Below are 25,048 nucleotides of genomic sequence, written 5' to 3'. Positions count from 1 at the left end.
CAGCTTAGCCTCGGGGACAAACCCCGGCACACAACCAACAAGGCCCCCTCCCATGCAGAATGCATGAAAGGGGGCCTTGTCAATAAAAGGCATCATATCCAGGATGAATCAGATCCCGCCTCGAGAAGTGGCCATCCTGTAAATTTCGTGCGGGTCAAGAATGAGCACCACGCTCCCATCCCCCATGATGGTCGCACCGGAGATTCCGGGAAGATCGCCGAGATAATCACCTAAGGACTTGATGACCACATCCTGACGTTCAAGCAAGGCATCGACAACAAGTCCAAGACGGCGTTCGTTCACCGTGAGAATGACCGTGGGCAAAAAATCACGCTCCCCTTCATGGCAGGACAAGCCAAGCAATTCGGCCAATTCCACCAGTCCGAGGACCTCGCCGCGCAGGGTAACCGCTTTCTGCCCATTGACCTCGTTGAGGCGTTTGGTCTCAATTTTGGTAGTTTCGGAAACCGCATCCAGGGGAATGGCGTAGGTGGCCCCATCCACCTTGATCATTAAAGCATCAATAATGGCCAGGGTCAGGGGAAGCGTCAGGGTAATCCTGGTCCCCTTGCCCACTTCCGACTGAACGGAAATACTTCCCTTCAAATTTTTGATATTGTTGCGGACAACGTCCATGCCCACGCCACGGCCCGAAATGTCCGTAATCTTGTCGGCCGTTGAAAACCCTGGCACAAACATAAGTTCAACGGCCGCCCGATCATCCAGAGTCCGCGCTTCTTCTTCGGTTATCACACCCTTGCGGATGGCCTGAGCCCGCATTTTTTCCGGATCTATGCCCTTGCCGTCATCTTCCACCTCAATCCCAACGGAATTGCCTTTGTGAAAGGCCCGCAGCCAGACCCTGGCTGTTTCTGGCTTTCCGGCCCGGGCACGATCCTCCGCCGAATCAATACCATGATCAACAGCATTACGAATGAGATGAACCAAGGGATCTCCGATCTCTTCCACCACACTCTTGTCGAGTTCCGTGTCCTCCCCTTCGGTGATCAGTTCCACCTGCTTGCCACTTTTCTGAGCCAAATCCCTGACCAGCCGAGGAAACCGGGAAAACACGGATTGGACAGGAACCATACGCACGTTCATGATCGTGTCCTGAAGGTCATCAGAAATGCGACCAACGGAATAGGTGGTTTCGCTCAGTTTCTGGGCAATTTCGCCGACATCCTGGCCCTCTTCAAGGCCCCTGGCGAGCATGGCAAACCGGTTCCGGTTAATGATCAACTCTCCGATGAGATTCATGAGATGATCCAGCTTGGTGTGATCCACCCGGATGGTTGAGGTAAGTTTGGCCCGATGCGCTGCCGGGGTCCCGCTGCTCTTGGCCGCAGGTTTGCCTGGCTGTGATGCCGGTTGAGGGGATGTCGCAACGGGTTGTGGCCTTTCCGGGCTGGACGCACCATGTTCCTGCCGAGACGGTTGCGTGTCAGATGCAATCGTTTCGGGTTCGCATGGCCTGGGCTCTTCAGCAGACACCGCATCCTCTTCCCGACCGTTTCCCCAACTGGTAGCCACCAGGTGGTCCAATGGGGCCTCTCCCAGTTGATCAAGTTCCGCATTGATCTTTTCTCTGACAATATCCCGTTCTTGACGCAATATGTCGATAAGGGCCGTAAAATCCATATCTGCTGAACGAGCCTGGTCCACCAGGGCAGTCACCCGTTGGACATAGGCATTAATCTCGTCCATGCCCATATAACCGGAAGCATTCTGGATGCTGACCAGGGAACGGTACAACCCATCAATAATCTGTTGTTGAGTGCTATCTTCTTCCAAAGCAGACAACGCAAAATCCAGGTTGCTCAATTGCTGGGCAACCGTCTGGGAAAAAATCTGCACATCTTCGGGGTCAACCATTACAGCAGACTCATCCTGACCTTCCTGCGACGATCCAGTATCGGGCTGCTCCTGATTGGGGCCCTCGTTTTCAGGCGCCTTGATCTCGCCGGTTTCCAGCAGGTATCTAACACGCTGGATAATGGCGGAAACATCCACGGGAATGACACGGCCGTCCAACTGAATGCACGCAAGCAATGCATCCATGGAGTCTACAACGTTAAGAAGAAGATCCACCAACCCATGGGTAACCGGAACTTCCTCCTTTCTGACCTTGTTCAGCAGGGTCTCAGCCTCATGAGTAAGTTTATTGAGCTCCTTGTACCCGATAATGCCGCTATTTCCCTTGAGATTATGGAAAAACCTGAAGATATCATTAACAATATCTCCACCGGATTCGGGATTTTTTTCAAGGTCCAGAAGATTCTCGTTGAGCTGCTCCAGAATCTCCCGGGCCTCTTCAAGAAAGTCCCCCAGATGGTCCTGGTTAACCAGAGTCAGTTCATACCCCTGTGAAGCAAGTTCTGGTTCCACATCTTCCATAGACTCCATAGCAGGCCGGACTTCCTCGGCATCGTCTTGGGGCGGGGATACAGATGGGTGCGGGTTGGGAGAAGCAACAGATGACGCATCTTGAGTGACAGACTGATGTCCATCCTTGAGCAAATTATCAATTTTTTCAATAATGGATGATGTTTCCACATCCCCTTCCACCGCGTTTTGTTCCAAATTTTCAACCATGGCCTTGAGGGCGTCGGTGGATACGAGGATCAGGTCGGTTATGGCCGGAGTCAGGTTCATGTTGCCTTTACGGATTTCGTCAAGAATATTTTCTGCCTTGTGCGTCAACCCGTTTATCCGGCTCAACCCGAGAAAACCGGAAGCACCTTTTAGGGAGTGCATGAGTCGAAAAATATCATCAAGCAGCCCAGGATCATCTGGATTCTTTTCAAGCTCAAGCAGAGAAGGCTCGATATTTTCCAGATGCTCCCGCGCCTCAACAATAAATTCAGAAAAAACTTCAGGATCCATAAACTCTTGGTTCATGACGATTCCTCATAAGCCACGACGATTGTTGACTGCTTTTTTCTCTTCCCGGAACCGGAATCGATCTGCTATCCAAGAAGCATCTTGACATTCCGTACCAATTTTTCTGGTTGCGCCGGTTTGATCATGTATAAATTGGCTCCAAGGCTCATGCCCCTTTGGATATCCTTTTCCTGCCCCTCTGTGGAAAGGACCACGATGGGCAAATCCCTGTATCCCTGCTGTTCACGAACCGCCTTGATGAACGAGAACCCATCCATCCGCGGCATATTCACGTCCGAAACAATAAGATGGATCTCATTTTGGGAATACAATTTTTCCAGGCCATCAAGTCCATCTTCAGCGGTCGTCACCCGAAATCCTTCCTTTTTCAGGATGAAGGCCACCAGATTACGTACGGTTTTGGAATCATCCACAATAAGTATATGTTTCGTCGTCATCTCACTCTCCAAACCAGAGTCAGCACATTTGTAATGTGCCTAGCCTTGTTCGAGACCGTTTCGGATCAGGTTATGCAGCGCCTTCAAATCATCTTCATATACATCCACGAATTCCAAACCGTACATATAATCTCCCTGGTCAGGATCGGATTTGCTCCATGCTATTTTGGCAACAGCAACAATATATTGGCCGAGATCATGTTCGAATACCTTGAAAAATCCTGGATGATACCGGTTCAACTTGGGAATATAGATCTTGAGCTGGACCTGCTCTCCCACGCCAAATTCCTTGGGACAACGGACAGCCACCCCGCCCTCACCGATATCGACCCCAGTAACATCAAAGGGTCGCATTTTGGACAGGGGAAAGGTGAAGGCACTGATCTCCATTCTGAACTGACGTGGCAAACGGGCAAATTGCCGCCGATCTTTTTCGTCGATAGCCATGCTCATGTTCCTTTTTTGTACACAATGGTTCCCGGATAATGTTGCGGAGTAAACGCCCGAGAGATGTTATGCAATGATTCCGAATGACCTATAAAAAGATACCCGCCTTGATAAAGATTGCCATAAAAACAACTTATGACTTGCTTTTTCATGGGCTCGTCAAAATAGATGAGCACATTGCGACAAAAAATCAGATGCGAACGTCTTACCGACCGAATCTGCGCCCAATCCTTCAGATTAATGGGGTGAAAAGTGACCATCTGTTTGACGATATCTTTGACCCTATACCTTCCTCCTTTCACTTGGTCAAAATATTTGGCCTTGATATGAGAAGGAGTGGTCCTGAGCGAATAAGGAGCATATTCGCCTTTACGCGCACTGACAAGAACTCCTTCGGAAAGATCACTGGCAGAGATACGGATATTCCAACCGCCTAGCTGAGGGCCCAGGACTTCATGAGCGATCATCGCCAATGTATACGGTTCCTCACCTGTGGAACAGCCCGCCGACCAGATGTGCAGTTCCCTTGATCCCCGCTGTTTCTGACTATCCAACAAAGATTGCAGCAACCCGTCTTCCAGAATCTTGAGTTGAGCAGGATTTCGATAAAAACTGGTCTCGTTTGTCGTGATGACAATATAAAGAGCCTTGAGTTCTTGGCGGGCACCTGGATCGTACTTTAAATATTCGTAATATTCACCAAAATGATTGAGACCCAAGACCTTAAGACGGTTCAGCAAACGATTTTCCAAAAGATACTTACGATTATCAGCTATATAGATGCCACACTTATCATAAATGAAACCACGCAGTTTGAAAAACTCATCATCTTTAATGGTCGGCGACTTTTCCAAGACAGAAGTTCCGTCAAAAAACGAAGTCATCAAAACACCTCGCCACTGTCAGACTGAATTCTGTCCAAAGCCTGTTCAGCAGCTTCCTGGATATCCCTGTTTTCGGTTCCCAAAACCTTGAGCAACTCCTGAAAAGCCCTTTTCCCCCCGATCTGCCCCAGGGTTTTCACCACCTTGATGCTTACCAACGCGTTGTCCCTTTTCAACAAGTCCACCAGGGAAGGGATGGCCTCTTCTTTTCTCAAACTACCCAGAGATTCCACTGCCCGTATCTGAACCCAGCTATCCTCGTCATCCAGGGCCTCAATGAGAAACACCATGGCACCCGGACATTGTGTCGATCCAAGGAGGTTGACCAAACTGCGCCGTACTTCCACGCTTGGGTCATGAAGCATCTGTGCAGCAATACGAGCCAGAAGCTTGCCATCACCCGCACACAAGGCGATCAAAACCTCCATGGCCATTTTTCGGACATCAACCGCCTTGTCAGACAGAGCTTTTTCAAACTCTCCCACATGTTCCACCGCATTGAGTTTCCCCAGGCCATAAATACCCATCATTCGCTGGGAAGCATCCTCGCTGTGAAGCATGGTTACAAAAATGTCCTCCACTTTTTTGCCACCAATGGCCACACAAGCATCAAGGGCCATTTTGCGCACATCGGCAAAACGATGCTGCAAAAAAGGAATGATGGCTTCCGTGGTATCACGGAACCGCATCCGGATTCCCAAAAATTTCAGGGCGCTTTTGAGAAGATCTCCATCCGTAGAATCATTAAGCACGCGAAGGAAAAAAGCCTTACCCTCATTACAGGCCGTACTCGAAATACCTTTGGCGATGAAGCGCTGGATGTCGCGCCCCTTGTCCCAAAAAACATCCATGCATACCTTGGCCGACTCCGGCGTGCCCAACCGGATGAGGACGTCAAGGGCCACCTGGGATACACGTTCATCATCAGACCGACTTCCTTCGCAAACAGCCGCAGTCAGACCCATGGAAACCAGCCCATTAACAGCATTGGAATAACGTTCTGCCTCGATTTCTGGATCAATATTCGTTGCCAGGGCAAACATCTTTTGAGACGCATCATCTCCACCAAGGGCAGACAGTCCCATAATAACAGCATCCTGAATTTCCTTATCCTCGTCATCAGCTGCGGCCAAAAGATAGCCGGCAAAACTTTCCCGCTCTTCATCTGACAGTAATGACAATGCCTTGGAACCCATAATATTAACGATCGCCCTCAAGGTCTTGTTGCGCAATGCCTCTGTCGACTTGTCAAGGTATTTGACCAGCACCGGAACCGCTCGGATACGGCCAAGCTTCCCCAAGGCATCAATAATGATCGAGGCGACCAGTTCCGAGCTATGGTCCAAAGCGCCCATGAGAGCCGTAATAGAGTCATCGTCTCCAATCTTCATGAGGGCTTCAATGACCGCAAAATTAACCCAATCATCCGCGCCCAAGGCCTTGTTCAACGCATCGGTTGCCTCGGGTTTACCAAGCTCACCCAGGCTCACTGCTGCCTGGTAGCGCACATTGACTTCATCGTCATGCAACAAAGCATTGCACAGGGGAGGAACGGCCATGTAATTGTTCGTGGAGCCCAGAATATCGCTGGCAAAAATTCTGATGTCCGGATCGGGATCGTCAAGAAGAGCAATGATCGGTTCAACATGATGAGAGCCGATCTGCCTCAAAATATCCATGGCAAGATTTCTGGCGGGCACATTTTCACTGCGCAACAAAGGCACAAGAGCATCAACAACCTCTCTGCCCCCGATCTTCCGAAGGGACATGTCAGCGGCATCCTGAACCCCCAGATTCGGGCTGGTGAGCATGGCTGTCAAATAGGGTATGGATTCCCTGACCATGGCCTCTCCGGCCATGAATGCACCCTCACGTTGCGATTCGGGTTCGTCACTTTGCAACAGGGTTAATATCTGTTCATGATCCATTGCGATAGAGACCTCGGTAAAAACGTTGGTATAAGGGAAAGCACATCATCTGATAGAACCAATATCCTGCCGGTCATTTTGTTCATCCAAAATATGCTGGCATGCTGCACGTAAGGCCGGGATATATAATCCTTCAGCCGAGTCTGAATCTACATCGGACACGCAATACAAAGAACGGAACGATCAAGGCTCGATGCTGGCGTACAAGGCCTGGGTGATGGCTGAACTCATGTCGTCCAGACTCACAATCTGATCCGCCAGACCAGCCTCCACAATGGCCTTGGGCATCCCGTAGACCACACAGGTTTCATTGCTCTGGGCGATCGTGGTTCCCCCACGTTCCTTGAGCTTCTTGATCCCTTCACAACCATCACTGCCCATCCCGGTAAGAATGACTCCCAAGCCACGTCGACCAACGGCCTGGGCCACTGAACCCATAAGCTCATTGACAGAAGGCTTGTACAGAGCCTTTTCCGGTTCTGAGTCCACGACCACATCAATATGCGAAATCCGCTGTTTGATCTTTAGATGCGATCCTCCCGGAGCGACAAAAACCTTGCCTGGTCTGACCACATCACCGGGGCCAGCCTCCTTGACATCCAGAGGGCTCGAATCATTCAACCGCTTGGCAAAAGGGCCTGTAAACGTCCGTGGCATATGCTGGGCAATAAGGATGCAGGCCGGAAAATCAGCAGGGAGCTCCGAAAGGATTTTCTGCACCACCGGAGGACCACCCGTGGAAACCCCTATGGCCACAATATCTCGAACAACCCGCCCAGGACGGCCCGATTTTGTGACTGATTTTCTGACAGTATGCACCGGACGTTTCCGTCGCACAGGAACCATACGCATCCGACGCCTGGCAACGGCCTTGACCTTGGCCCGCAATTCATCCTCAATCCGGACAATATCCAGACTGACCAGGGAAAGACGCTTGGCAATAAAATCAACCGCACCGGCCTCCATAGCCTTAAACGTCGCCTCGGCACCTTCTGTGGTCAGGGAACTGATCATAAGGACGGGACGGGGCATCTCCATCATGATATGCTTAAGCGCAGTGAGACCATCCATTCTGGGCATTTCGATATCCATGGTCACCACATCAGGATCGAGTCTGCGAACCTTTTCCAGACCCTCCTCCCCGTTTCTGGCGGTATCCACCACATGGATATCCGGATCTTTCTCCAACATCGTGCTGATAGCCTTGCGCATGAAGGCAGAATCATCCACAACAAGTACACGGATCAAGTGAACCATCCTCCTGATAAAAAATCCGCGAACAATCCAGCACCGCACCTCAACCGCATGGCGCACAAAAAACGTTTGACATACATGCCTTACCGTCCCTTCGCCAAGGGATTTGAATCAATCAATTGAAACCATTGTTGCACCAAGTCTTCCTGCCATTGGGTGCCGGCTCCTGCTTTGAGGATGCAACGCACCTCCTCAGGAGGGAGGGCATTTCGATAGGCCCGGTCCGAGGTCATGGCCTCGTAGCTGTCGACTACACTGATCACCCTGGCCAGAAAGGGGATTTCACTACCGTTCAATCCCTCGGGATATCCCCTGCCGTCCACACGTTCATGATGATGGTAGACAATGGGCAAAATCTCTTTGAAGCTAGTCACCCGGGACAAGATGTCACGGCCCACTTGCGGGTGACTCTTCATGACATTGTATTCCTCAAAAGTCAGTTTCCCGGGTTTATTCAAAATACTGTCAGGTATACCGATCTTGCCGATATCATGGAGAATCCCCGCCATGTACAAGGTATCGAGCTCCTTGGAGGAAAGGCCGAGGAACTGACCGAGGTTGCGTGCGTACGTGGCCACCCGTTCAGAATGCCCACGCGTATAAATATCCTTGGCTTCCACGGCCTGGGCATAGGAACTGATCACTTCCCGGTTGAGCGTCTTCATCTTGGTGTATAACCGGGCATTTTGCAGAGACGAAGCAATGTGGGACGAAAAAACCGTCAGGAGTTGCAGATCAGACGGGGTATATCCGGGTTTATTCTTGGAGCGGACCACGGCAATAATCCCGATTTTCCGGGAGTACTGGACCATGGGAACGACCATGATCGAATAAGGGAAATCTTCGAGACTGGCCGGTGGCTGATTGGTTTCCAGGGCCACAGTGGAACGATCCACGATTTTGGATTCGCCCTTGCGCTGCACAGCTTCGCAGAGCTGATTGAGCCACACGAAAAGAGGTCTATTGGTCCGAAGCAACGCGCCACGCACGGTGACCCGATTGAACGACTGGGAATCGGGAAGATGGAACAGGATACTGTCCGGGCCGAAATTTTTCTGCACGTGGAACAGAAACTCCTGCACCAGTGCTGACAAATCTAGTTGAACATTCAGGGCATTACTCAGGTTAAGCATGCGCACCAGGCTACTCAATTTCTTGCGATCCAACCGGTCTTGACGATCCCTGAGAACCTTTTCCTCCTTGAGAAGCAGATGGCTTATATTGAAAGGCTTGGGTAGATAGTCGGCAGCGCCCGTCTTGATACATTCAACGGCCGTCTCTATGGTCCCAAAACCGGTCATGATCAGAAAATCGGGGTCCAGCCCCATGGTCTTGACCTTTTCTAGCAATTCAAGACCAGACATGTTCGGCATGCGATAGTCAGAAAGAATCAGGTCCACCTGGGCCTTTGCAAGATATTCCAAGGCCTCCTGGCCAGACCCCACACAAACGACATTATAGCCGCAGTCAACCAGGGCCTCCCTGCAAATATCCCGCAATCCCGGTTCGTCATCAACCACGAGTATCCGGTCTAGCTGGCCGTGCTTCTCCCGGTGCCCTGGTGGCGCGGAGGAGGTAGATTCCAAACTGGTCATATCCACACATCTCTTCCCATTCGTTAAGGTAATCTTCAAAAAGGATCATACTTGCGTACATCATGAGCCAGCACAGCCCGTTTTCACATCAATTGCTAGCCAGCCCTAAAGGCGGCAACTATTCATATGCGAATAGAAAATAATCCTGACAATTACAATAGATAATTCTTCTTGCATTCTTCTTTGAAAATCTCTAAAGACATATCCCTCGACGGGATGTGGCTCAGTTTGGTAGAGCGCTGCGTTCGGGACGCAGAGACCGCGCGTTCAAATCGCGCCATCCCGACCAGTAAAATCAGGGGCTTGCGAATTCAATTTCGCGAGCCCCTTTTTTTGATCCTTATTAATGAGAGACCATGAAAAATGGCCCAAAATCTTATCGCTCTACTCAAAAGCCCATTTACAATGAGAAAAGCCCCTGAATTTCAGGGGCTTTTCTTTTATTGATGATTTTTGAACGTTTCCATTTGCCGATTGTTCCGTGGTTGTCTCGCCCCAAAAAACAACTCAGCCGGATGAAGTCCAAGTTTCTTCCATGCAAAAAGGGCGGTGTTTCAACACCGCCCTTTTTAAGGAATAACGCGTTAACCCAACAAAAATTACCGATCCTTGTCAGGAAGGATCAGGTTAAGGGCAACTCCGAGGATACCGGCCAGGCCGATGCCGCGGATGGTGAACTGGCCTGCTGAAAAGGCCATGCCGCCCACGCCAAAGATGACGATCAGGGCCACAACGGCCAGATTGCGGGCCTTCATCAGGTCGATCTGGGCCTTGACCAGGTTGTTGATGCCGACAACCATGATCGTTCCGAACAGCAGGATCATGATTCCGCCCATAACCGGGACCGGGATGCTGTGCAAAAAGGCACCCACCTTGCCCACAAAGGACAACGCAATGGCCAAAATGGCCGCCCAGGTCATGATGCCCGGATTGAACACCTTGACCAGGGCCACGGCTCCGGTGACTTCGGAATAGGTGGTGTTGGGAGGACCGCCCAGAAACGAGGCCAGGGAAGTGGCCAGGCCGTCACCGAGCATGGTTCTGTTGACACCGGGGTCCTTGAGGTAATTCTTGCCGGTGATGGAACTGATGGCAATGATATCCCCGAAATGCTCGATGGCCGGGGCAATAGCCACAGGCACGATGAACAAAATGGCCTGCCAGTTGAACTCGGGAAAGGTGAAATTGGGCACCGCAAACCAGGGGGCATTGGTCACCTCGGTAAAATCAACGATTCCCATAATCAGGGACGTGACATAGCCGACAACAATGGCACACAGGATGGGAATGAGTCGAAAAATCCCCTTGCCAAAGACCGAAGCAATGACCGTGGTGGCCAGAGAAATCATGGACACGATAAGAGCGGTCTTTTCCGGTACCAGGGCAACAGCCCCGTCACCGGTCTTGCCCATGGCCATGTTCACGGCAACCGGGGCGAGAACCAGACCGATAACCATGATTACCGGCCCCGTCACCACCGGGGGAAGCAACCTCTCGATGGCCCCTGTTCCTCGCCAGGAGATGAACAGGCTGAGCACGATGTAGAAAATGCCGGCAGCGGCCAGACCACACATGGTTGAGGGAATGCCCCACGTCTGGACACCATAGATAATGGGAGCAATGAAAGCAAAGGACGAGGCCAGGAAAATGGGTACACTGCGCCTGGTGACCATCTGAAACACAATGGTACCAAGCCCTGCAGTACACAATGCCACATTGGGATCTAGTCCCGTGAGCAGGGGAACAAGAACAAGGGCCCCAAAGGCCACAAAAAGCATTTGTCCGCCCAGCAGACAATCCTTGATTCGAAAATCATAATCCGTGGGATTCTTCTCAGCCATCGTTACCTCCATTTCTATCCCGTTCTTGGGGATCTACAGGTACGTTACAGGGAAATCACAAGACCAATCATACCGCGCTTCGGTTATTGGTGCCATTGTCAAACAATCAAAAAAAAAGGCCAACAGGCCTATTTGGTTCCAAAAATCTTGTCTCCGGCATCACCGAGACCGGGAATGATGTAGCCATCTTCATTGAGATGATCATCAATGGCGGCAACATAGACATCAACATCCGGATGGGCCTTTTCAAGATTTTCAAGCCCTTCGGGAGCAGCCACAAGAAAAATGCCCTTGATGGTCTTGCAACCGGCCTTCTTGAGCAGGTCAATGGTCGCGATAAGGGTTCCACCCGTGGCAAGCATGGGGTCAAGGATCAAGGCAATACGATTTTTGATATCCTTTGCCAATTTGACATAATATTCCACTGGCTGGAGGGTCTCTTCGTTGCGGTAGAAACCAACAACGCTGACCTTGGCTCCGGGGATGAGGTCGAGAACCCCATCCTGCATGCCCAACCCGGCACGAAGAATGGGAACCACCGTGATCTTCTTTCCCTTGATGGACTCCACTTCAACAGGCCCTGCCCATCCCTTGATGGTTTTGGTCTCCATTTTCAGGTCCTTGGTGGCTTCATAGGTCAGAAGCCTGGCAATCTCCGAGGCCAAAGCCCTGAAATTCTTGGTGGTTACATCATCCCTTCGAATGATTCCGAGCTTGTGCCTGACAAGTGGATGATCAACAACATGTACGGGCATATATTCCTCCTTGGAACAGGTGGTAAAATCGATACATTATCCAGACAAAAACTGATGAATCTATACGTGAACATGAAAATGAGTCAAGAAAACTTGTCGGGCACATTTTCGGAAGGTCCAGACCGCCCTGGGCCTTGTCCCGTGCCAACCCCCTTGTTCCGGGCCCATACCGGATCTGCACCAAGGGCATGAAAAGGTCGTGCCCCCACAAACCCTTCCCTGTGACCTCGGCGACCCAAGGAACGCAGGCCGTACCCGTCACCCCAAAGCAGAACCCGGACACATTATTTCATGGCCTCCACTTCAAAATGAACCCCGGCTGCCGCCCCCAGCAATGTCCACAAACGATCCCTGTTCATTCCCGTCTTGCTGGACACACACATGGGCGGTTTGGCCAGATCAAGCAACTCCTGCCACTGTTTCTGGATCTTGGCCCGGTCCCGCTGTTTGCATTTGTCTGCCTTGGTCAGCACGGGAATCAACCCCACGCCCATGGCCGTAACATAGCGAGCCAGTTCAATGTCCAGCATCTGCGGGGTCAAGCGGCAATCAAACAGGGCCACCACGGCTTTGAGATAGCTGTTTGCCTCCATATAGGCCGCAATGAGAAGACGCCATTTTTCCCGCTCCTTCTTGGAGCATCTGGCGTACCCGTATCCGGGCAAGTCAACCAGATAGAACTCCCCGGGACTGACACCATAAAAATTGAGACTCCGCGTCTTGCCGGGCGATGAACTGATCTTGGCCAGCTTGCGACGGCCTGCCAGACAATTGATCAGGGAGGATTTCCCCACATTGGATCGTCCGGCCATGGCCACCTGAGGCTTGGGCATGACCGAAAGCTGGTCCATTGTGTAAATGGTCGATTCGAGCGTAAGCTGGGGCATGATGTTTCCTGCAACTTGTTGAAAAACATATGATTGGAAAACGAAGATGCTACTTGACGCGCGCCTTGGGGGTCGGGCAAGGAATATACCAGCATGATGCAAAAAACAGCCGATTGATGACCCGAAGTGGCACCGCAAATCTGCCGACACCCGGCAAATAGTTGACTCCTGGACCAAAGACGCCACGTCCCGGTCAACTGTGCCCTGCCTACTGGGTCCAGCGCACTTCATCAACCCTCGTTTGCAACGTTTTTTGCGGCAAAACCGGCTTTTTCCAACCCCACTTCACGAGGCTATCATGAAACGAATCATCGTTTTTGCTTGTTGTCTGCTCGTCACGGCCTGTAGCCCCCGCCCCGTTCACCAGAGCCATTTCATGCAGGGCAGATCAGCCCAGCCCATGGTCACGACGACCCGGGTCGATGTTGCCATGACCAGCACCCAGGCACAAGCGCATCCCGATTTTACGCAACTGTTCTGGGACAAAGCCGCCGACCAGGCCATGGACATCATGGGAACGGAATTTGTTCGCCTGGCACCACTGGTTCATGGCGTCATCTCGCCCGAAGCAAACCTGGACCCTGCCCGACTTTTTGTCCCATCAGGCAGGGTTTTGCAAACCATGGACCCACAAACCGGAGAGTATCGCCAGAAAGCGACCTTCAAGGCGGTATTCAGCCCGGAAAAGGCCATGGCCGGCCAGATCATTCGCCTGGAGGACGATCGGGCCATTGCCAGCATGAAAGACCGGATAACAGTACGCCTGTTCTCCACCAACCCGATCACGACCCCGGCCTATTTTCTCATTGCCGAACCCATCACCGGCCATGGGCCAGATTTCCTCAAGGTCATTGGCTGGGGAAAAATCATCCAGTCGTTGCAAAAACCCATGCACACCGCCCAGGCAACCACGGGTTCCCTGTGCCTGGCACAAATCGAAGAGTCGAGCAAAGAGGTGCAGCGTGACGACATCATCTTTCTGCTTGAAATTTCGGCAACTGCCATGCAGCCGGTCACCCCGGCCGTCCTGCCAACCGCCACCGGGCAGGACACGGTCATTGTGACCCCCCAATGGGAACCCGAACCCATCAAACCGGCTGAAACCAAATAGCCCGCAACCGACCTCATTATCAACCCAATCCCCACAAACGGTTTCCCTCAGACTAAACCGCTTGTGGGGATTGGGTTCCGACACCCCGCAGCATCCCCTTTCCGAGACGTTCCCGCCAGGCCTTCTGCAACGTCCCTTGTGACTGGAAAACAAGGACATCTCTTCCAACATGTCTGACAATTCAGGACAGAACAATCAGGCCTGCATAGAAAAGCAAGTAAAATCAGGGTTTTTTCATTTCGGCATGTTTCTTTCTTTATCTTTGCAATCAGGTGCATCCGATCAGCAAGGAGACAGCCATGAACATAGCCGCAAGCATCCTCATTGGAGCCATCATCCTCTGCATGGTGCGTATCTTCATCCGGCGTTCCCGCTCGGAGACCGACAACTGCATCACCTACGGCCGCTTCGAAAGGCTCAAGGCCCATGAACAGGAATCCATCACACGCGGCAGGGTATTTTGGAGCCAATGACCCTTCCCCTAACAAGGACCAGCCAAATGACAGCAACTGCTCGAATGTGGGAACGATCCAAGTGCCATGTGCCGGTTTCAATTATCGAGCATCAGGCCCATTTCGCCTTCCAGGGAATGATCTACAATGTGTGTGACGCAGGACTCTATGTGGAGGCAGGCTACCGCATCCAGCCCTCCCGCAACCTGATTCTGCGACTTTCTGACGAAACCATGGTGGGTCTGCGCACGCTTGAAACAAACGTCTTCTATCTCGGCGAGGTGGTCTGGACAAGAAATCTCGTCCATTCACTGACCGCGGACTACGGTCTGGGCATCAGGCTGCTGGTGTGCGAAAGAAAGGATACCGCCTGCGCATCCTCCTTCTGAAACAAGGCTGATCACGTACAATGCACTGCCAATCGTCCAACACGACAACAGGATTACGGAGTGATATTGTACGCCTTGAGTTTTCTGTACAGATAACTTCTTTCCAGGCCGATGGTCTCGGCCAATCGGGAGATATTGCCATTGCACTCGGCGAGTTTCTGTTTGAGATAGCGGATTTCAAACTCATTGCGCGCTGTCTTGAAATCCCCGGGCAAGGACGCCTTTGCGGATGCATCCTGTGCCTTGCCAGCAGATGTTGAGGGCACTGATTGCCGGTACTCCCCGGGAAGCATGGATGCGTTCACAACCTGCCCCTGATAGAGGATGAAAATCCGTTCCACGAAATTCTTGAGCTCACGCACATTTCCTGGCCAGGAATAGCCCTGCAGCACGGCAAGGGCATCGTCGGCAAACTGTATCGGCCGGAATCCATGTTCCCTGACCATGGCCTCCATGAATTCATTGAGGATGAGTACGATGTCCCCCTGCCGCTGTCTGAGGGGAGGAACCTCCAGGGGAAAAACACGCAACCGGTAATACAGATCCTCACGAAACCGCCCTTCCTTGATCTCGGCAGCAAGATCCTTATTGGTGGCTGCCACTACCCTGACATCCACCCGGATGGTCTTGCTCCCCCCCACCCGTTCAAAACACTGTTCCTGCAGGATGCGCAATATCTTGGCCTGGGTCTTGAGACTCATATCCCCGATTTCATCCAGGAACAGAGTGCCCTTGTCCGCCAGTTCAAACTTGCCCTTTTTGGATTTGTCCGCCCCCGTAAAGGAACCCTTTTCATGGCCGAAGAGCTCCGATTCAATAAGTTCTTCGGGAATGGCCGCGCAATTGACAGCAACCAGGGCACTGGAAGCCCGGGGACTTCTGGCATGAATGGATCGGGCAACAATCTCCTTGCCGGTGCCGTTTTCACCCGTGATGAGCACCCATGCGTCCGTGGGTGCAACCTGAGCGATCATTTCCTTGAGCTGGAGTACCGGCTGGGAAGAACCCGTGATTTCATGCACATGGCGCTCCCTGATACGCGAGCGCAGGTCCCTGTTCTCTTCCTTGAGGTTGCGAAACTCCAGGGCCTTTTTGGCTGTTACCACCACTTTTTCCAGGGACAGAGGTTTTTCAATAAAATCAAACGCCCCCTTCTTGATGGCGTCCACGGCCGTTTCAATGGTCCCATGCCCGGAAATCATGACCACGGGAACATCCCCGGCCTGGGCCTGCATGGTCTCAAGCACGGTTAAACCATCCTTGCCGGGGAGCCATATATCCAGAAAAACCAGACTGGGCTCGGCTTCCCCAAACACCTGCAGACCAACCTCCCCATCCTCTGCATCAACAACCTGATACCCTTCATCCTCAAGGATACCTCGCAGGGAAAAACGGATATCCTCTTCATCATCAATGATCAAAATAGTTTCATTCATACGGGACGACTCCATCTGGCCTGTTCCTTGCCGGCAGGCAATTCAATGACAAACGTGGTTCCCTTGGGGCTGTTGGGATGGACCCTTATATAGCCGTGGTGATCATCAATAACGGATTTGACAATGGTCAGCCCAAGCCCGGTGCCCCCCCGCTTGCTGGAAAAATAGGGTTCAAAAATCCTGGAGCGTTCTTCTGAGGAAAGCCCGGGTCCGTTGTCCGCAATCTGGATGCGCACCCGGTGCAACGCCTCTACATAGCCAACCTTCATTGCAACACGTCCATTTTCATCATCACCCAATATTTCTGCGGCATTGAGCAAAATATTCATAAAGACCCGCTTCATGGCCTCACGGTCGAATTTGAGTTCCGGTAATGGGGGGGCAACATGCAAATCCCAGGATATCCTGCCATGACTCTGCTCGAAAATGCCCACGATTTCCTCCAAAACCTCCACGATATCCCCATACCTGAGCTTGAGTTCGGGCAATTTGGCAAAGGATGAGAAGTCCTTGACCATTTCCTGGAGGTGTTCCACCTGGCGGACAATCAATCGGGTACACTGGGTAAGAATGGGATCGCTTATTTTCGAGCCGAACTTGCTTTCGATACGCTGGGCCGAGAGCTTGATGGGGGTCAGGGGATTTTTGATCTCATGAGCGATACGCCGGGCGACCTCCTTCCAGGCCTCCATGCGCTGAATCTTTTCCAGCTCGGTAATATCCTCGAACACGGCCACAATCCCCGAATCCTCGTCACCCTCACGATGCAGGACAACGGCGTTGACCAGAAGCCGAATATCCATATCTCCCACATTGAGATCGATCTGGCGCTGCCACTGGGAAGAAGGCATTTCCTGCAACTGGGTCAGAACCTCCTGAACCATGCGGGCAAACTCTCCCTGCAACAGCTTCATGGGCGAGCTGCCCATGATACTTGAGGCTTCGATTCCAAGAATGGTTTCGGCAGCCTTGTTAAAGGTATTGATCCGTCCCTGGCCGTCCAGGGAAATGACCCCTGCGGTAATGTTGTCCAGGACCGCCTCCATGTACCGGCTCTTGGATTCAAGTTCCGCGTTCTGCCGCTCCAGGCGTTCCTTGGCCTGTTTGAGCCCGATCTGACTGTTTTCCAGGTCCATGGCCATTTTGTTGAAGGACTGAACCAAAAGCCCCAGTTCGTCTCCGGACTCGTCATCAATACGCACCCCGAGATCCCCCCGGGCAATGCGCTTGGTACCTATGGCCAGGGCCTGGATGGGCGCTGAAATCTCCTTGGCAAGACGGAAACCAAACCAGGTGGCCCCGAGAATGATCATCATGGTCATAATGCCCAGAATAAAATACAGGGCAACCTTAAGCGGATACTTGAGGGTTCTGAGCTGCTTGTATTCGTTGACCCCCCTGACAATCTGATCGAGCTTGAAAAGAAGTCCCTGGGGCAGGGTCGCTCCAAGAACAAGATATCCTGTGGCGCCCTTGTCCACGGGCACGATGCCCACAACAAGATCGGCATCCTTTCCAGGCCAGACAGCCGACCAGAATCGCTGTCTCTCCTGCAACTCGGCCCAGGCAATGCCCTTTTTGACATCCCTCCAGGAACTCTCCCATTCCGGTTCGGCGTGCCAGTTCTGTTCCCTGCGGGAAGGGGTGAGCACCCCGATGAGGGTCAGGTCCAGATCCTTGCTCCGAGAAATCAGAAAGCGATCCATTCCCTTGCCCCCCCAGACAAATTGGCTTGCGCGGATAGTCTCAATGATCCCCTCTCCCTTGCCTTCCAACCGATCCTTGACCGTATTGTACACAGCCTGGCCCACGGTAAGGGCCTGCTCCATGGACCCCTCCACCTGGGCCTTGAACCAGTAATCCACCGAAGTCTGTACAAACTTGATGGACAGGAAAAACATGAGCAGGGTCGGGATGATGGAAAGGGAAAAAAAGATGACCACCAACCGGGTGCGCAGCTTTGCTCCCAGCACGTTGCGCTTGCGCTCCAGAGCGAGCTTGACCACATTGCGCACTACAAGGAACAGCACCAAAAGAAGGAGAATGAGATTGACGTTGAAAAGCCCGAGGAAAAGGTAGGAATTGACCCCGAAAAACTTGAGTTCCACCCAGCTCAAAACCCCGATCAGCACGATCCCCACAAGGGCGAGCCAAAGCTCCCGCTGACGTTTTTTCCGTTCATGCTGGATATTGGGATGCAGCCTGATACGCTGATAGGGGGATTGGGACATGAGATTGGCAGAGTTGAAGGGTTCGCCCGGCCCCTCAAACACGAGGTCCGGACAACACACGGCACGTCACGTAGGGTATCAGGTTCCTTGAATACAATATCCTGGCGGTGGATGCCCGGGGCCTTGCCGGATCGTGGCAGCACTTGCCATCCGGCCATCTGATTGTCCCCTGCGTCAGGCCAATCAGATCAAATCGGGCGGGTCGTTCCCGGACTCAGGACTGACACGGAAAACGCAGTCAGACTGTTTGCCTTCATGCGACTCCTGGAAAAGCAGATCAAAGCGTGTCAGACCACAAGGGCATCTGGCGGCTGGGACATGACCGGCAGGGAGGTTTGTGCACATGCTGACATGGCATGAGACTGCGCAAAAAAGCAGGCGGTCCCTGGCCTCAATACGCAAACTCCATCTCGAACCTGGTTTTCGGAACCAGATCCCACGACCAGAAAAACAGGGGAACCCGTATCCATGAGGGCACGTCAATGCGGGTCAGGGTCAGGGTCAATCTGACAATATAGAGTCGACCCTTTTCCACCATGCTCCATGGTCCCAGGGGGGTGACCATGTGCTCCAGCCGTTTCTGGAATATCCGGGCAAAGTCGGTCATGGGAAACCGGGTTTGTTCGCCATCCATGCTCAGTACCACTTCCTGCTTGAGGGTATCTTCCCACAGCTCGCACATGAAATCATTCTCAACAAGCAGGGCATCCCACCACAGGGCCCGTTTCTTGTAGAGGGCGGCATGACCGCTGAATCGCAGATGCAATCCCTCGGACAGGGCCTGCTCAATGGACGCAACACCCTCAACGCGCACCCCGTAGTGAACCGTCATGGTCCCGTTGGTATTGTCCACCACAAGATCGTTCAAAACGAGCGACTGGGCCCAAAGGGATCCTGCATGAACCGCCACCAAGACCATGCCAAGCAGAATTGCCCGCCCCAGGGGGAGGAAGGGACGAAAAAAGGGGGCAAAAGGTTTCACCCGAGACGATGGCAACCGTATGGACATCATGCAAAATTACTCCATCCCAACAACTTTGACAACCTCACGACATTGGCCTAGCAAGCGACATGCTGCGTATACATTACATCTTTGTGGGAAAGCTCAAGACACCTTTCTGGCGATCAGCGGCCGACCATTACGATAACCGGATCAAGCGATGGTACAAATGTCGGGAAACCATTATCAGGGATGGCGCGGGCAAGGATCCCAGCGAAAAAATCGCCCGCGAGGGCAGAGCCATCCTGAGCAAAATAACGCCTGGCGATCTTGTTATCTGCCTTGATGAACACGGCCGGACCATGACCTCCACCGGTCTAGCCCACACCCTGCAGACCTGGTTCGAACATCCAGCCAAGGCACCCTGTTTTGTCATTGGCGGGGCCTACGGGCTGGATCAACAGGTGCTCGACCGGGCCGACATCCTGCTCAGCCTCGGGCCCATGACCCTTCCCCACGAACTGGCTCGCGTCACCCTGCTCGAACAACTGTACCGGGCCGGAACCATTCTCAAAAAAATCCCCTACCATCACGCCTGAAAAGGTGCCTGTCATGTGCTGCGCATGCGCGCGTACACACGTTCATACCCGGCGCCCATCCGTTCCAGGGCAAAACGTTTTTTCCCCGTTTCAAAGGCCCGTTCACCCATCCGCCTGCACCGTGCAGGCTGCATGAGCAGTTCTGTCACTTGTTCCACAAGGGCATCCTCATCCCCCGGAGAAACCAGCACACCGGTCTCCTGATGCACAATCTGCTCGGGGATGCCTCCAACGGCAAAGGCCACGCAAGGGAGCTTCTGGGCCATGGCCTCGAGAACAAGCAGGGGATGATTGTCTGCAAGGGTCGGGTAAACAAGCACCGAGCACCCGGCCATGAGCGAGGCCAAAAGATCCGGAGCAAGATAGGGCAGAAGGGTCACGTCGCCATGTCGCCCGGACCGTTCGCCCCCCACAAAAAACCCCTTGCACGCGGGAACCCGTGCCTTGATGCGTTCCCACAAAGGCTTCCAGGAAGCGCCGCCCTTAAGGCGGGCCTTCTCGCCGCCATGAGCCACAAACAGCACAACAGGAGCATTGGGAACCCGTTCGGCTCCGCAACCAACCGGTCGGGCCGGCGTCCAGGGAACGCCATTGGGCACAACAACAATCTTCAAACCAGGAAAAACCGTCCGGGCCATGGTGGCCATCCATCGGGAAGGTGCCACCAGGATCGGGTTGATATCCTCCAGCAACGATCTCATGGTCCGGGCCCATGCATTACATCGGGCAACGCCCTGGGGACAAATACCCGGGCACCCCTGCCGCCATTGCTGACACCCTCCTGGCGAAAAACACCCGCCGGTAAGCAGACGCGCATCATGTAAGGTGATCACCGGTCGTATTCCCTGACGCTTCAGGCTGGTGAGCAAAAGGGGCCAGGAGCCCGTGGAATGAACGTGAAGAAGACCGTCCTGGGCCTCCCTGCCCAGCGCCTCGGGCAGAACCACCCGGCTTGTTGCATCCAAACCGTCAGGGATCTCACAACTTTTGCAGACCTCACGCCCTTGTTGTCGGCAATACGTCTTGAGGAGCCAACTTATGCGAGCCGCCCCTCCCTGGTAATCGAGCAGGGAATGAAGAAAAAGAGTCTGATCCAAACACGTCTCCACACATGAAAAGGCTAACAACACGCTGAAAGCCGCGAAAACATATCCGGGACACCACCTGCCATCATACAGACCCCACAGCAATCCCTGTCCACGCCCGCTTTAATCGTTCTGCTCCCATGCATCCACCATGGTGATCAGATCCTGCTTACATGCCCACAATACCACCAGATACAGGCGGTCTTCGCCCATCCCCGGGAACCATTCCTGCATTTTTTTAATGAGCCTTTCCGCGGTAATGGGTTTGCGGCAGAAGAACAAAAGCTGTCTGACAAGTTCAGGAGTTATCCAATCCTCCAATCCGGCATAGATGAGCAGAAAATCCTGCTGCCGGTACGTGGCCTGACCGCAACGCGTCCAGACCAGACGAGTTGATGGCGACAGGGTGGTGGAACAATACCGTTCAAACACCTTCCCGTAGGCCATGTTCAGGGGATGAGTCTGCAATGGGCGGGGAGGGTCCACGGGAACCGACCAGAGATCGTTCCAGAGTTCGACATATTGGGCCACAACCCGTTCCCAGGAGAATCGTGCGGCAACGCGTTCGTGACCAGCCAACCCCATGCGCTGACGCAGCGTTACATCCTGGATGAGTTGATACAGACGGTCCGCCAGGGGAGGAACGGCAACAACCGTCCCCTGACTCAGCCACAGATGATAGTGATAGTCGCTCACCAGGGGAGCCATTTCATCGATCATGGAGGTCTGCGGATTTCCCATGGTGGGCACCAGAAACCCGGTTTGACCATGGACCACGATATCCCTGTATCCGTCAAAATCCGAGGCAACAACCGGTAACCCCATGCCTCCGGCCTCCAGCAGGGACAAGCCAAAGGTTTCCTGGGGATTGTCCGCCAGGGAAACAAAGATGTCCGCTCCGGCAAACAGCCGTCTTTTGACCCTTTCGTCGGGTGAAGGGATCAGCTCCATGCGCAAGCCCATGTTTCTGGCCAGGGTCTTCAGGGTTGCAGGGAACTCATCACCCGCATCAACCCATCCGGCAACCCACAGGCAAAGGCTTGGGCGGGAAATACCCCGCCAAAAAAGCCGCTGCAAGGCTCGCAACAGGGGGAGCAGATCCATCTTGGAATGGGGACTGATCCTTCCGAACACAAGCAGAACAACCTCTTTGTCGCCCACGGCCCGTTCCTGACGGGCCAGCATGCGCTCTTCCGGGGTTGGGGGTGAAAAACCGTCAAGGTCTATTCCCAAGGGAATGACCCGGCAAACGGGTTCCTGCGCATCCTCCCATGAACGCCCAAGATACGCGCGAGCCTGGGCAAAAATGTTCTCGACCACCCTTCTGCCTGCCGTGGACGAGGAGACAATGCAGTCTCTGGACGTGGTTCCCTGCCAGATTTGGGGAAGCATCTCCCGGACGTATCGGGTCGGGCTCAGGGAGTGGGTCAGGCTGGTGATGGGAAATAATTGCCGGGCATACCGGTTACGCAACGCCGCAAGAGATGCGGGCCAATTGATGCAATCGGAAAGGTGAAAGCAATGATAGGGGGTAGTTGCAAGTTGCCCGGGAAGCTGACGCCGGCCCAAAAAACGGATGACCGCCCGGGATGGCAGAGCCATTTGCTGAAAATTTTTCTTTGTATTTGAGATTGTTGCACCATCTGCAAGAAAAAAATGATATTCGTCAAAGGTCCCGGAGCCAATCAGGGTTTGCAAAAAGCCAGCATTGGCAACCTTGCGGCCCATATACGCTCCCCCTTCCACAAAGGGATCAAGAGTGCCCCAAATTCGTTTCGCTGTCATACATGGCCCTTTCATTGCATAGAAAATTTCGGCGTCATTTTTCTCTCTTCAAAACACAGCTCCCTTAAGGATTGAACATGCACATGCCCCTGACCATGATGACACCTCCGGAATCAGACAGAGAAGAACGTATCTGGATTGTCGGGATGAAGAATGACGAAATACAAGCCGCGCTTCACCCGATCCCCTACAATATTCGAATCCAGCACCAAACCGTCAACGAACTGACAAACGCCTTGCAACACAGGCCTCACGAGGCATGTCTGACACTCATCACCCAAAAGGCCTGGGCAGGCATGTCCAAGGCGCAACGACGCATCGTCTCCACCAGTGAGGCCTGCAGGCTGGTCCTGATGTTGGAAGAAAACGATCATCATGTGCGATACGATATTGAAGAGATCGTGTCCCAGCAGTTCATATGTGCCCTACGCATGCCGCTAACCACTGACAAGCTGAACACCTGTTTGAAAAAGACACGTGAAATGCTTCTCATGTGCGACGATCTTTACAACATGGCCAATGAAATCATCCTGGAAAGAGAGCTTTTGGCCCGTAAAAACGAGCAGCTTGATTTCTTAAACAAAATCCTCACCAAAGCAAGCAAAAGCCTGGACCCGGGAACCATCATCAGTCAAGCTGGACGTGACCTGAACATTTTACTTGAGGTCACATCCATCATGGGCGTATTTTGGAACATTGATGCCCCGGCATTTTTGTCCGCTGAGATATTCACCCCTCCCAATCTCGACAAACAGCAGGGCAAAGAATGGGTAGGGTATCTTCTGGACCAGGCAGAGCGCACCACAAGACACTCCATTAAGACCTACCACGTGGAATCATTGGAGCATGACCAGACATTGTTTCATGAAGTTGGTCTTCCCGACCAGGGAAACATGATCAAGCTCCCCATGATCTGGAATGACAAGACCTTTGGCATTCTTTTTATCGTCTCTCCCAAGGCAGCATTGCTCGGACGTGATCGGGTCAAGGTATTGCAGGCCGTGGGCAATCATTTGGCCCTGGCCCTCAGAAATGCCCTGCTGTATCGTCGCATGCAAAACCAGGCTGACCACGACGGCCTGACCCGCATCAACAACCGTCAGAACTTTGAGAAACAGATCGTCAAGGAACTCCACCGGCATCAACGATATCAGCACGAATTAAGCCTGCTCATGCTTGATCTGGACCATTTCAAGCAGATCAACGACAAGTACGGGCACCTGGCCGGCGACATGGTCCTGCGTGAAGTGGCCGACATCCTGCGAAACGCCATCCGTGACTGCGATTTTCCGGCCCGGTACGGGGGTGAGGAATTCGTGATCATTCTTCCCCATACCGAGGAAAAAAATGCCTGGATCCTGGCCGAAAGAATCCGTCAGGAAATCGCTGCCCACACATTCAGGTATAATGATCATTCCTTCCAGATCACAGCGTGCATAGGCATTTCATCCATCAAGCCTCGCATGCTCAAACCGGCCGAGTATCTTGTCAGTCTTGCGGATCAGGCCTTGTACAAGGCCAAAACCAGCGGCAGAAACATGGTCTGCAGATCCGCTCCCATGCAAGAGCATTCCTGTTGCGTCAACGATGCGCGATAGCCTGCACCGAAAACCTCTTTTTCGCCCGGAATCTCACCACCTTGGTGCATGCTGGACGCTGGCAACCCTCGACTTCCGGGAAATGCCAGGAGGCAACCCCTGCCGGGGCCTTGTCCCCGGGCACAAGCGGACACAATGCGGTTTCTTATCCTGTGACCGCAATCCCTCAGACCACCCGCCTCATGGAAGCACTTCAACGGATCGTGTCTGCCGCATGACCTCCTGACCCTTCGGATCGTCAGCTCAAACCTCTTGTCAAACCCATCTGATGGCCAACTGGTCCCGGGCCGACCCGCCACGATCCGCAAGGGAAAAACGATCCAGACGCGTTGCAAGGGTTCTCCCTTGTGTCGGCCTCCCCATCCCAGCATTTTCTCCCGCCTTCACCCCACACCAGGTACTGAAATGTGTTCCGTTTTGTTTGGCTGCACCGGTTGCACAGGTCTTTGGTTTCAGGCATGGTTACGGTGCTGTCCGCTTGCATGCCGTG

The 25,048-nt window shown here is 53.0% G+C and carries 20 protein-coding genes and 1 tRNA gene; 6 read left to right on the top strand and 15 right to left on the bottom strand.

Features of this window, described 5'->3' with window-relative positions:
• Positions 1–108: 108 nt before the first annotated feature.
• From DPF_RS12690 to DPF_RS12660, 7 genes are all read right to left on the bottom strand, one after another.
• Positions 109–2,901 carry a chemotaxis protein CheA gene (locus DPF_RS12690; protein ID WP_069860036.1) on the bottom strand — a complete coding sequence of 931 codons (2,793 nt, stop codon included), beginning with the start codon at positions 2,899–2,901 and terminating at the stop codon, positions 109–111.
• A 68-nt stretch (positions 2,902–2,969) separates the two neighbouring features.
• Entirely contained in the window at positions 2,970–3,341 is a 372-nt protein-coding gene (locus DPF_RS12685) for a response regulator (RefSeq protein WP_069860035.1), read from the bottom strand.
• A gap of 39 nt (positions 3,342–3,380) precedes the next feature.
• On the bottom strand, positions 3,381–3,788 hold the full coding sequence (locus DPF_RS12680) for a PilZ domain-containing protein (RefSeq protein WP_069860034.1): 408 nt from the start codon (positions 3,786–3,788) through the stop codon (positions 3,381–3,383).
• Between the two features lie 2 nt (positions 3,789–3,790).
• Entirely contained in the window at positions 3,791–4,672 is an 882-nt protein-coding gene (locus tag DPF_RS12675) for a CheR family methyltransferase (protein WP_069860033.1), read from the bottom strand.
• Positions 4,672–6,600 (bottom strand): HEAT repeat domain-containing protein, encoded by a 1,929-nt coding sequence (locus DPF_RS12670; protein ID WP_069860032.1) that lies wholly within the window; start codon positions 6,598–6,600, stop codon positions 4,672–4,674. The genes DPF_RS12675 and DPF_RS12670 overlap by 1 nt, the downstream gene beginning before the upstream one ends.
• A gap of 183 nt (positions 6,601–6,783) precedes the next feature.
• On the bottom strand, positions 6,784–7,848 hold the full coding sequence (locus DPF_RS12665) for a protein-glutamate methylesterase/protein-glutamine glutaminase (protein ID WP_069860171.1): 1,065 nt from the start codon (positions 7,846–7,848) through the stop codon (positions 6,784–6,786).
• 89 nt (positions 7,849–7,937) lie between these two features.
• The gene (locus DPF_RS12660; RefSeq protein ID WP_083254717.1) at positions 7,938–9,449 is read right to left on the bottom strand and encodes an HD domain-containing phosphohydrolase; all 1,512 of its coding nucleotides are present in this window, start codon (positions 9,447–9,449) and stop codon (positions 7,938–7,940) included.
• Between the two features lie 212 nt (positions 9,450–9,661).
• On the opposite strand from DPF_RS12660, the gene DPF_RS12655 reads away from it, so the two are divergent.
• Positions 9,662–9,738 (top strand) — tRNA-Pro (locus tag DPF_RS12655).
• 310 nt (positions 9,739–10,048) lie between these two features.
• Here DPF_RS12655 and DPF_RS12650 read toward each other — a convergent pair.
• The 3 genes from DPF_RS12650 to yihA all read right to left on the bottom strand — a co-directional run bounded on the left by DPF_RS12650 (position 10,049) and on the right by yihA (position 12,932).
• The gene (locus DPF_RS12650; protein WP_069860031.1) at positions 10,049–11,290 is read right to left on the bottom strand and encodes a uracil-xanthine permease family protein; all 1,242 of its coding nucleotides are present in this window, start codon (positions 11,288–11,290) and stop codon (positions 10,049–10,051) included.
• Between the two features lie 128 nt (positions 11,291–11,418).
• A complete protein-coding gene (gene upp, locus DPF_RS12645) occupies positions 11,419–12,045 on the bottom strand; it encodes a uracil phosphoribosyltransferase (protein WP_069860030.1) in 627 nt (208 codons plus the stop codon).
• Positions 12,046–12,329: 284 nt separating this feature from the next.
• The gene (gene yihA / locus DPF_RS12640) at positions 12,330–12,932 is read right to left on the bottom strand and encodes a ribosome biogenesis GTP-binding protein YihA/YsxC (RefSeq protein ID WP_069860029.1); all 603 of its coding nucleotides are present in this window, start codon (positions 12,930–12,932) and stop codon (positions 12,330–12,332) included.
• Between the two features lie 298 nt (positions 12,933–13,230).
• Between yihA and DPF_RS12635 the strand changes: the two genes are divergently transcribed.
• The 3 genes from DPF_RS12635 (at position 13,231) to DPF_RS12630 (ending at position 14,884) form a co-directional block, all read left to right on the top strand.
• Entirely contained in the window at positions 13,231–14,043 is an 813-nt protein-coding gene (locus tag DPF_RS12635; protein ID WP_069860028.1) for a hypothetical protein, read from the top strand.
• A 299-nt stretch (positions 14,044–14,342) separates the two neighbouring features.
• The gene (locus DPF_RS14165) at positions 14,343–14,516 is read left to right on the top strand and encodes a hypothetical protein (RefSeq protein WP_176724266.1); all 174 of its coding nucleotides are present in this window, start codon (positions 14,343–14,345) and stop codon (positions 14,514–14,516) included.
• 44 nt (positions 14,517–14,560) lie between these two features.
• Complete coding sequence (locus DPF_RS12630; protein ID WP_069860027.1) at positions 14,561–14,884, top strand: hypothetical protein; 324 nt, start codon at positions 14,561–14,563, stop codon at positions 14,882–14,884.
• 53 nt (positions 14,885–14,937) lie between these two features.
• On the opposite strand, the gene DPF_RS12625 is transcribed toward DPF_RS12630, so the two are convergent.
• From DPF_RS12625 to DPF_RS12615, 3 genes are all read right to left on the bottom strand, one after another.
• Positions 14,938–16,320 carry a sigma-54-dependent transcriptional regulator gene (locus DPF_RS12625; protein ID WP_069860026.1) on the bottom strand — a complete coding sequence of 461 codons (1,383 nt, stop codon included), beginning with the start codon at positions 16,318–16,320 and terminating at the stop codon, positions 14,938–14,940.
• Complete coding sequence (locus DPF_RS12620; protein ID WP_069860169.1) at positions 16,317–18,551, bottom strand: sensor histidine kinase NtrY-like; 2,235 nt, start codon at positions 18,549–18,551, stop codon at positions 16,317–16,319. The genes DPF_RS12625 and DPF_RS12620 overlap by 4 nt, the downstream gene beginning before the upstream one ends.
• A gap of 391 nt (positions 18,552–18,942) precedes the next feature.
• Positions 18,943–19,563: a DUF4390 domain-containing protein gene (locus tag DPF_RS12615; RefSeq protein WP_069860025.1), complete on the bottom strand. Its 621-nt coding sequence runs from the start codon at positions 19,561–19,563 to the stop codon at positions 18,943–18,945.
• 59 nt (positions 19,564–19,622) lie between these two features.
• Between DPF_RS12615 and DPF_RS12610 the strand changes: the two genes are divergently transcribed.
• On the top strand, positions 19,623–20,090 hold the full coding sequence (locus DPF_RS12610; RefSeq protein ID WP_069860024.1) for a 23S rRNA (pseudouridine(1915)-N(3))-methyltransferase RlmH: 468 nt from the start codon (positions 19,623–19,625) through the stop codon (positions 20,088–20,090).
• Positions 20,091–20,101: 11 nt separating this feature from the next.
• On the opposite strand, the gene DPF_RS12605 is transcribed toward DPF_RS12610, so the two are convergent.
• Together DPF_RS12605 and DPF_RS12600 are read right to left on the bottom strand one after the other, a co-directional pair.
• On the bottom strand, positions 20,102–21,187 hold the full coding sequence (locus DPF_RS12605) for a glycosyltransferase (RefSeq protein ID WP_069860023.1): 1,086 nt from the start codon (positions 21,185–21,187) through the stop codon (positions 20,102–20,104).
• 111 nt (positions 21,188–21,298) lie between these two features.
• A complete protein-coding gene (locus tag DPF_RS12600) occupies positions 21,299–22,960 on the bottom strand; it encodes a glycosyltransferase family 4 protein (RefSeq protein ID WP_069860022.1) in 1,662 nt (553 codons plus the stop codon).
• A 77-nt stretch (positions 22,961–23,037) separates the two neighbouring features.
• Between DPF_RS12600 and DPF_RS12595 the strand changes: the two genes are divergently transcribed.
• A complete protein-coding gene (locus tag DPF_RS12595; RefSeq protein ID WP_069860021.1) occupies positions 23,038–24,558 on the top strand; it encodes a sensor domain-containing diguanylate cyclase in 1,521 nt (506 codons plus the stop codon).
• Positions 24,559–25,048 lie beyond the last annotated feature (490 nt).

Source organism: Desulfoplanes formicivorans (assembly GCF_001748225.1).
GTDB classification, from domain to species: domain Bacteria; phylum Desulfobacterota; class Desulfovibrionia; order Desulfovibrionales; family Desulfomicrobiaceae; genus Desulfoplanes; species Desulfoplanes formicivorans.
This window is presented reverse-complemented; position numbering and strand designations above follow the sequence as displayed.

Excerpts from the sequence above, each read along its gene's own strand:
- yihA (WP_069860029.1), bottom strand. The coding sequence starts at position 12,932 with ATGCCCCAGCTTACGCTCGAATCGACCATTTACACAATGGACCAGCTT.
- upp (WP_069860030.1), bottom strand. The coding sequence starts at position 12,045 with ATGCCCGTACATGTTGTTGATCATCCACTTGTCAGGCACAAGCTCGGA.
- DPF_RS12610 (WP_069860024.1), top strand. The coding sequence starts at position 19,623 with ATGCTGCGTATACATTACATCTTTGTGGGAAAGCTCAAGACACCTTTC.
- DPF_RS12685 (WP_069860035.1), bottom strand. The coding sequence starts at position 3,341 with ATGACGACGAAACATATACTTATTGTGGATGATTCCAAAACCGTACGT.
- DPF_RS12660 (WP_083254717.1), bottom strand. The coding sequence starts at position 9,449 with ATGACCAGTTTGGAATCTACCTCCTCCGCGCCACCAGGGCACCGGGAG.
- DPF_RS12600 (WP_069860022.1), bottom strand. The coding sequence starts at position 22,960 with ATGACAGCGAAACGAATTTGGGGCACTCTTGATCCCTTTGTGGAAGGG.
- DPF_RS12630 (WP_069860027.1), top strand. The coding sequence starts at position 14,561 with ATGTGGGAACGATCCAAGTGCCATGTGCCGGTTTCAATTATCGAGCAT.
- DPF_RS12620 (WP_069860169.1), bottom strand. The coding sequence starts at position 18,551 with ATGTCCCAATCCCCCTATCAGCGTATCAGGCTGCATCCCAATATCCAG.
- DPF_RS12680 (WP_069860034.1), bottom strand. The coding sequence starts at position 3,788 with ATGGCTATCGACGAAAAAGATCGGCGGCAATTTGCCCGTTTGCCACGT.
- DPF_RS12625 (WP_069860026.1), bottom strand. The coding sequence starts at position 16,320 with ATGAATGAAACTATTTTGATCATTGATGATGAAGAGGATATCCGTTTT.
- DPF_RS12595 (WP_069860021.1), top strand. The coding sequence starts at position 23,038 with ATGCACATGCCCCTGACCATGATGACACCTCCGGAATCAGACAGAGAA.
- DPF_RS12635 (WP_069860028.1), top strand. The coding sequence starts at position 13,231 with ATGAAACGAATCATCGTTTTTGCTTGTTGTCTGCTCGTCACGGCCTGT.
- DPF_RS12615 (WP_069860025.1), bottom strand. The coding sequence starts at position 19,563 with ATGATGTCCATACGGTTGCCATCGTCTCGGGTGAAACCTTTTGCCCCC.
- DPF_RS12670 (WP_069860032.1), bottom strand. The coding sequence starts at position 6,600 with ATGGATCATGAACAGATATTAACCCTGTTGCAAAGTGACGAACCCGAA.
- DPF_RS12690 (WP_069860036.1), bottom strand. The coding sequence starts at position 2,901 with ATGAACCAAGAGTTTATGGATCCTGAAGTTTTTTCTGAATTTATTGTT.
- DPF_RS14165 (WP_176724266.1), top strand. The coding sequence starts at position 14,343 with ATGAACATAGCCGCAAGCATCCTCATTGGAGCCATCATCCTCTGCATG.
- DPF_RS12675 (WP_069860033.1), bottom strand. The coding sequence starts at position 4,672 with ATGACTTCGTTTTTTGACGGAACTTCTGTCTTGGAAAAGTCGCCGACC.
- DPF_RS12650 (WP_069860031.1), bottom strand. The coding sequence starts at position 11,290 with ATGGCTGAGAAGAATCCCACGGATTATGATTTTCGAATCAAGGATTGT.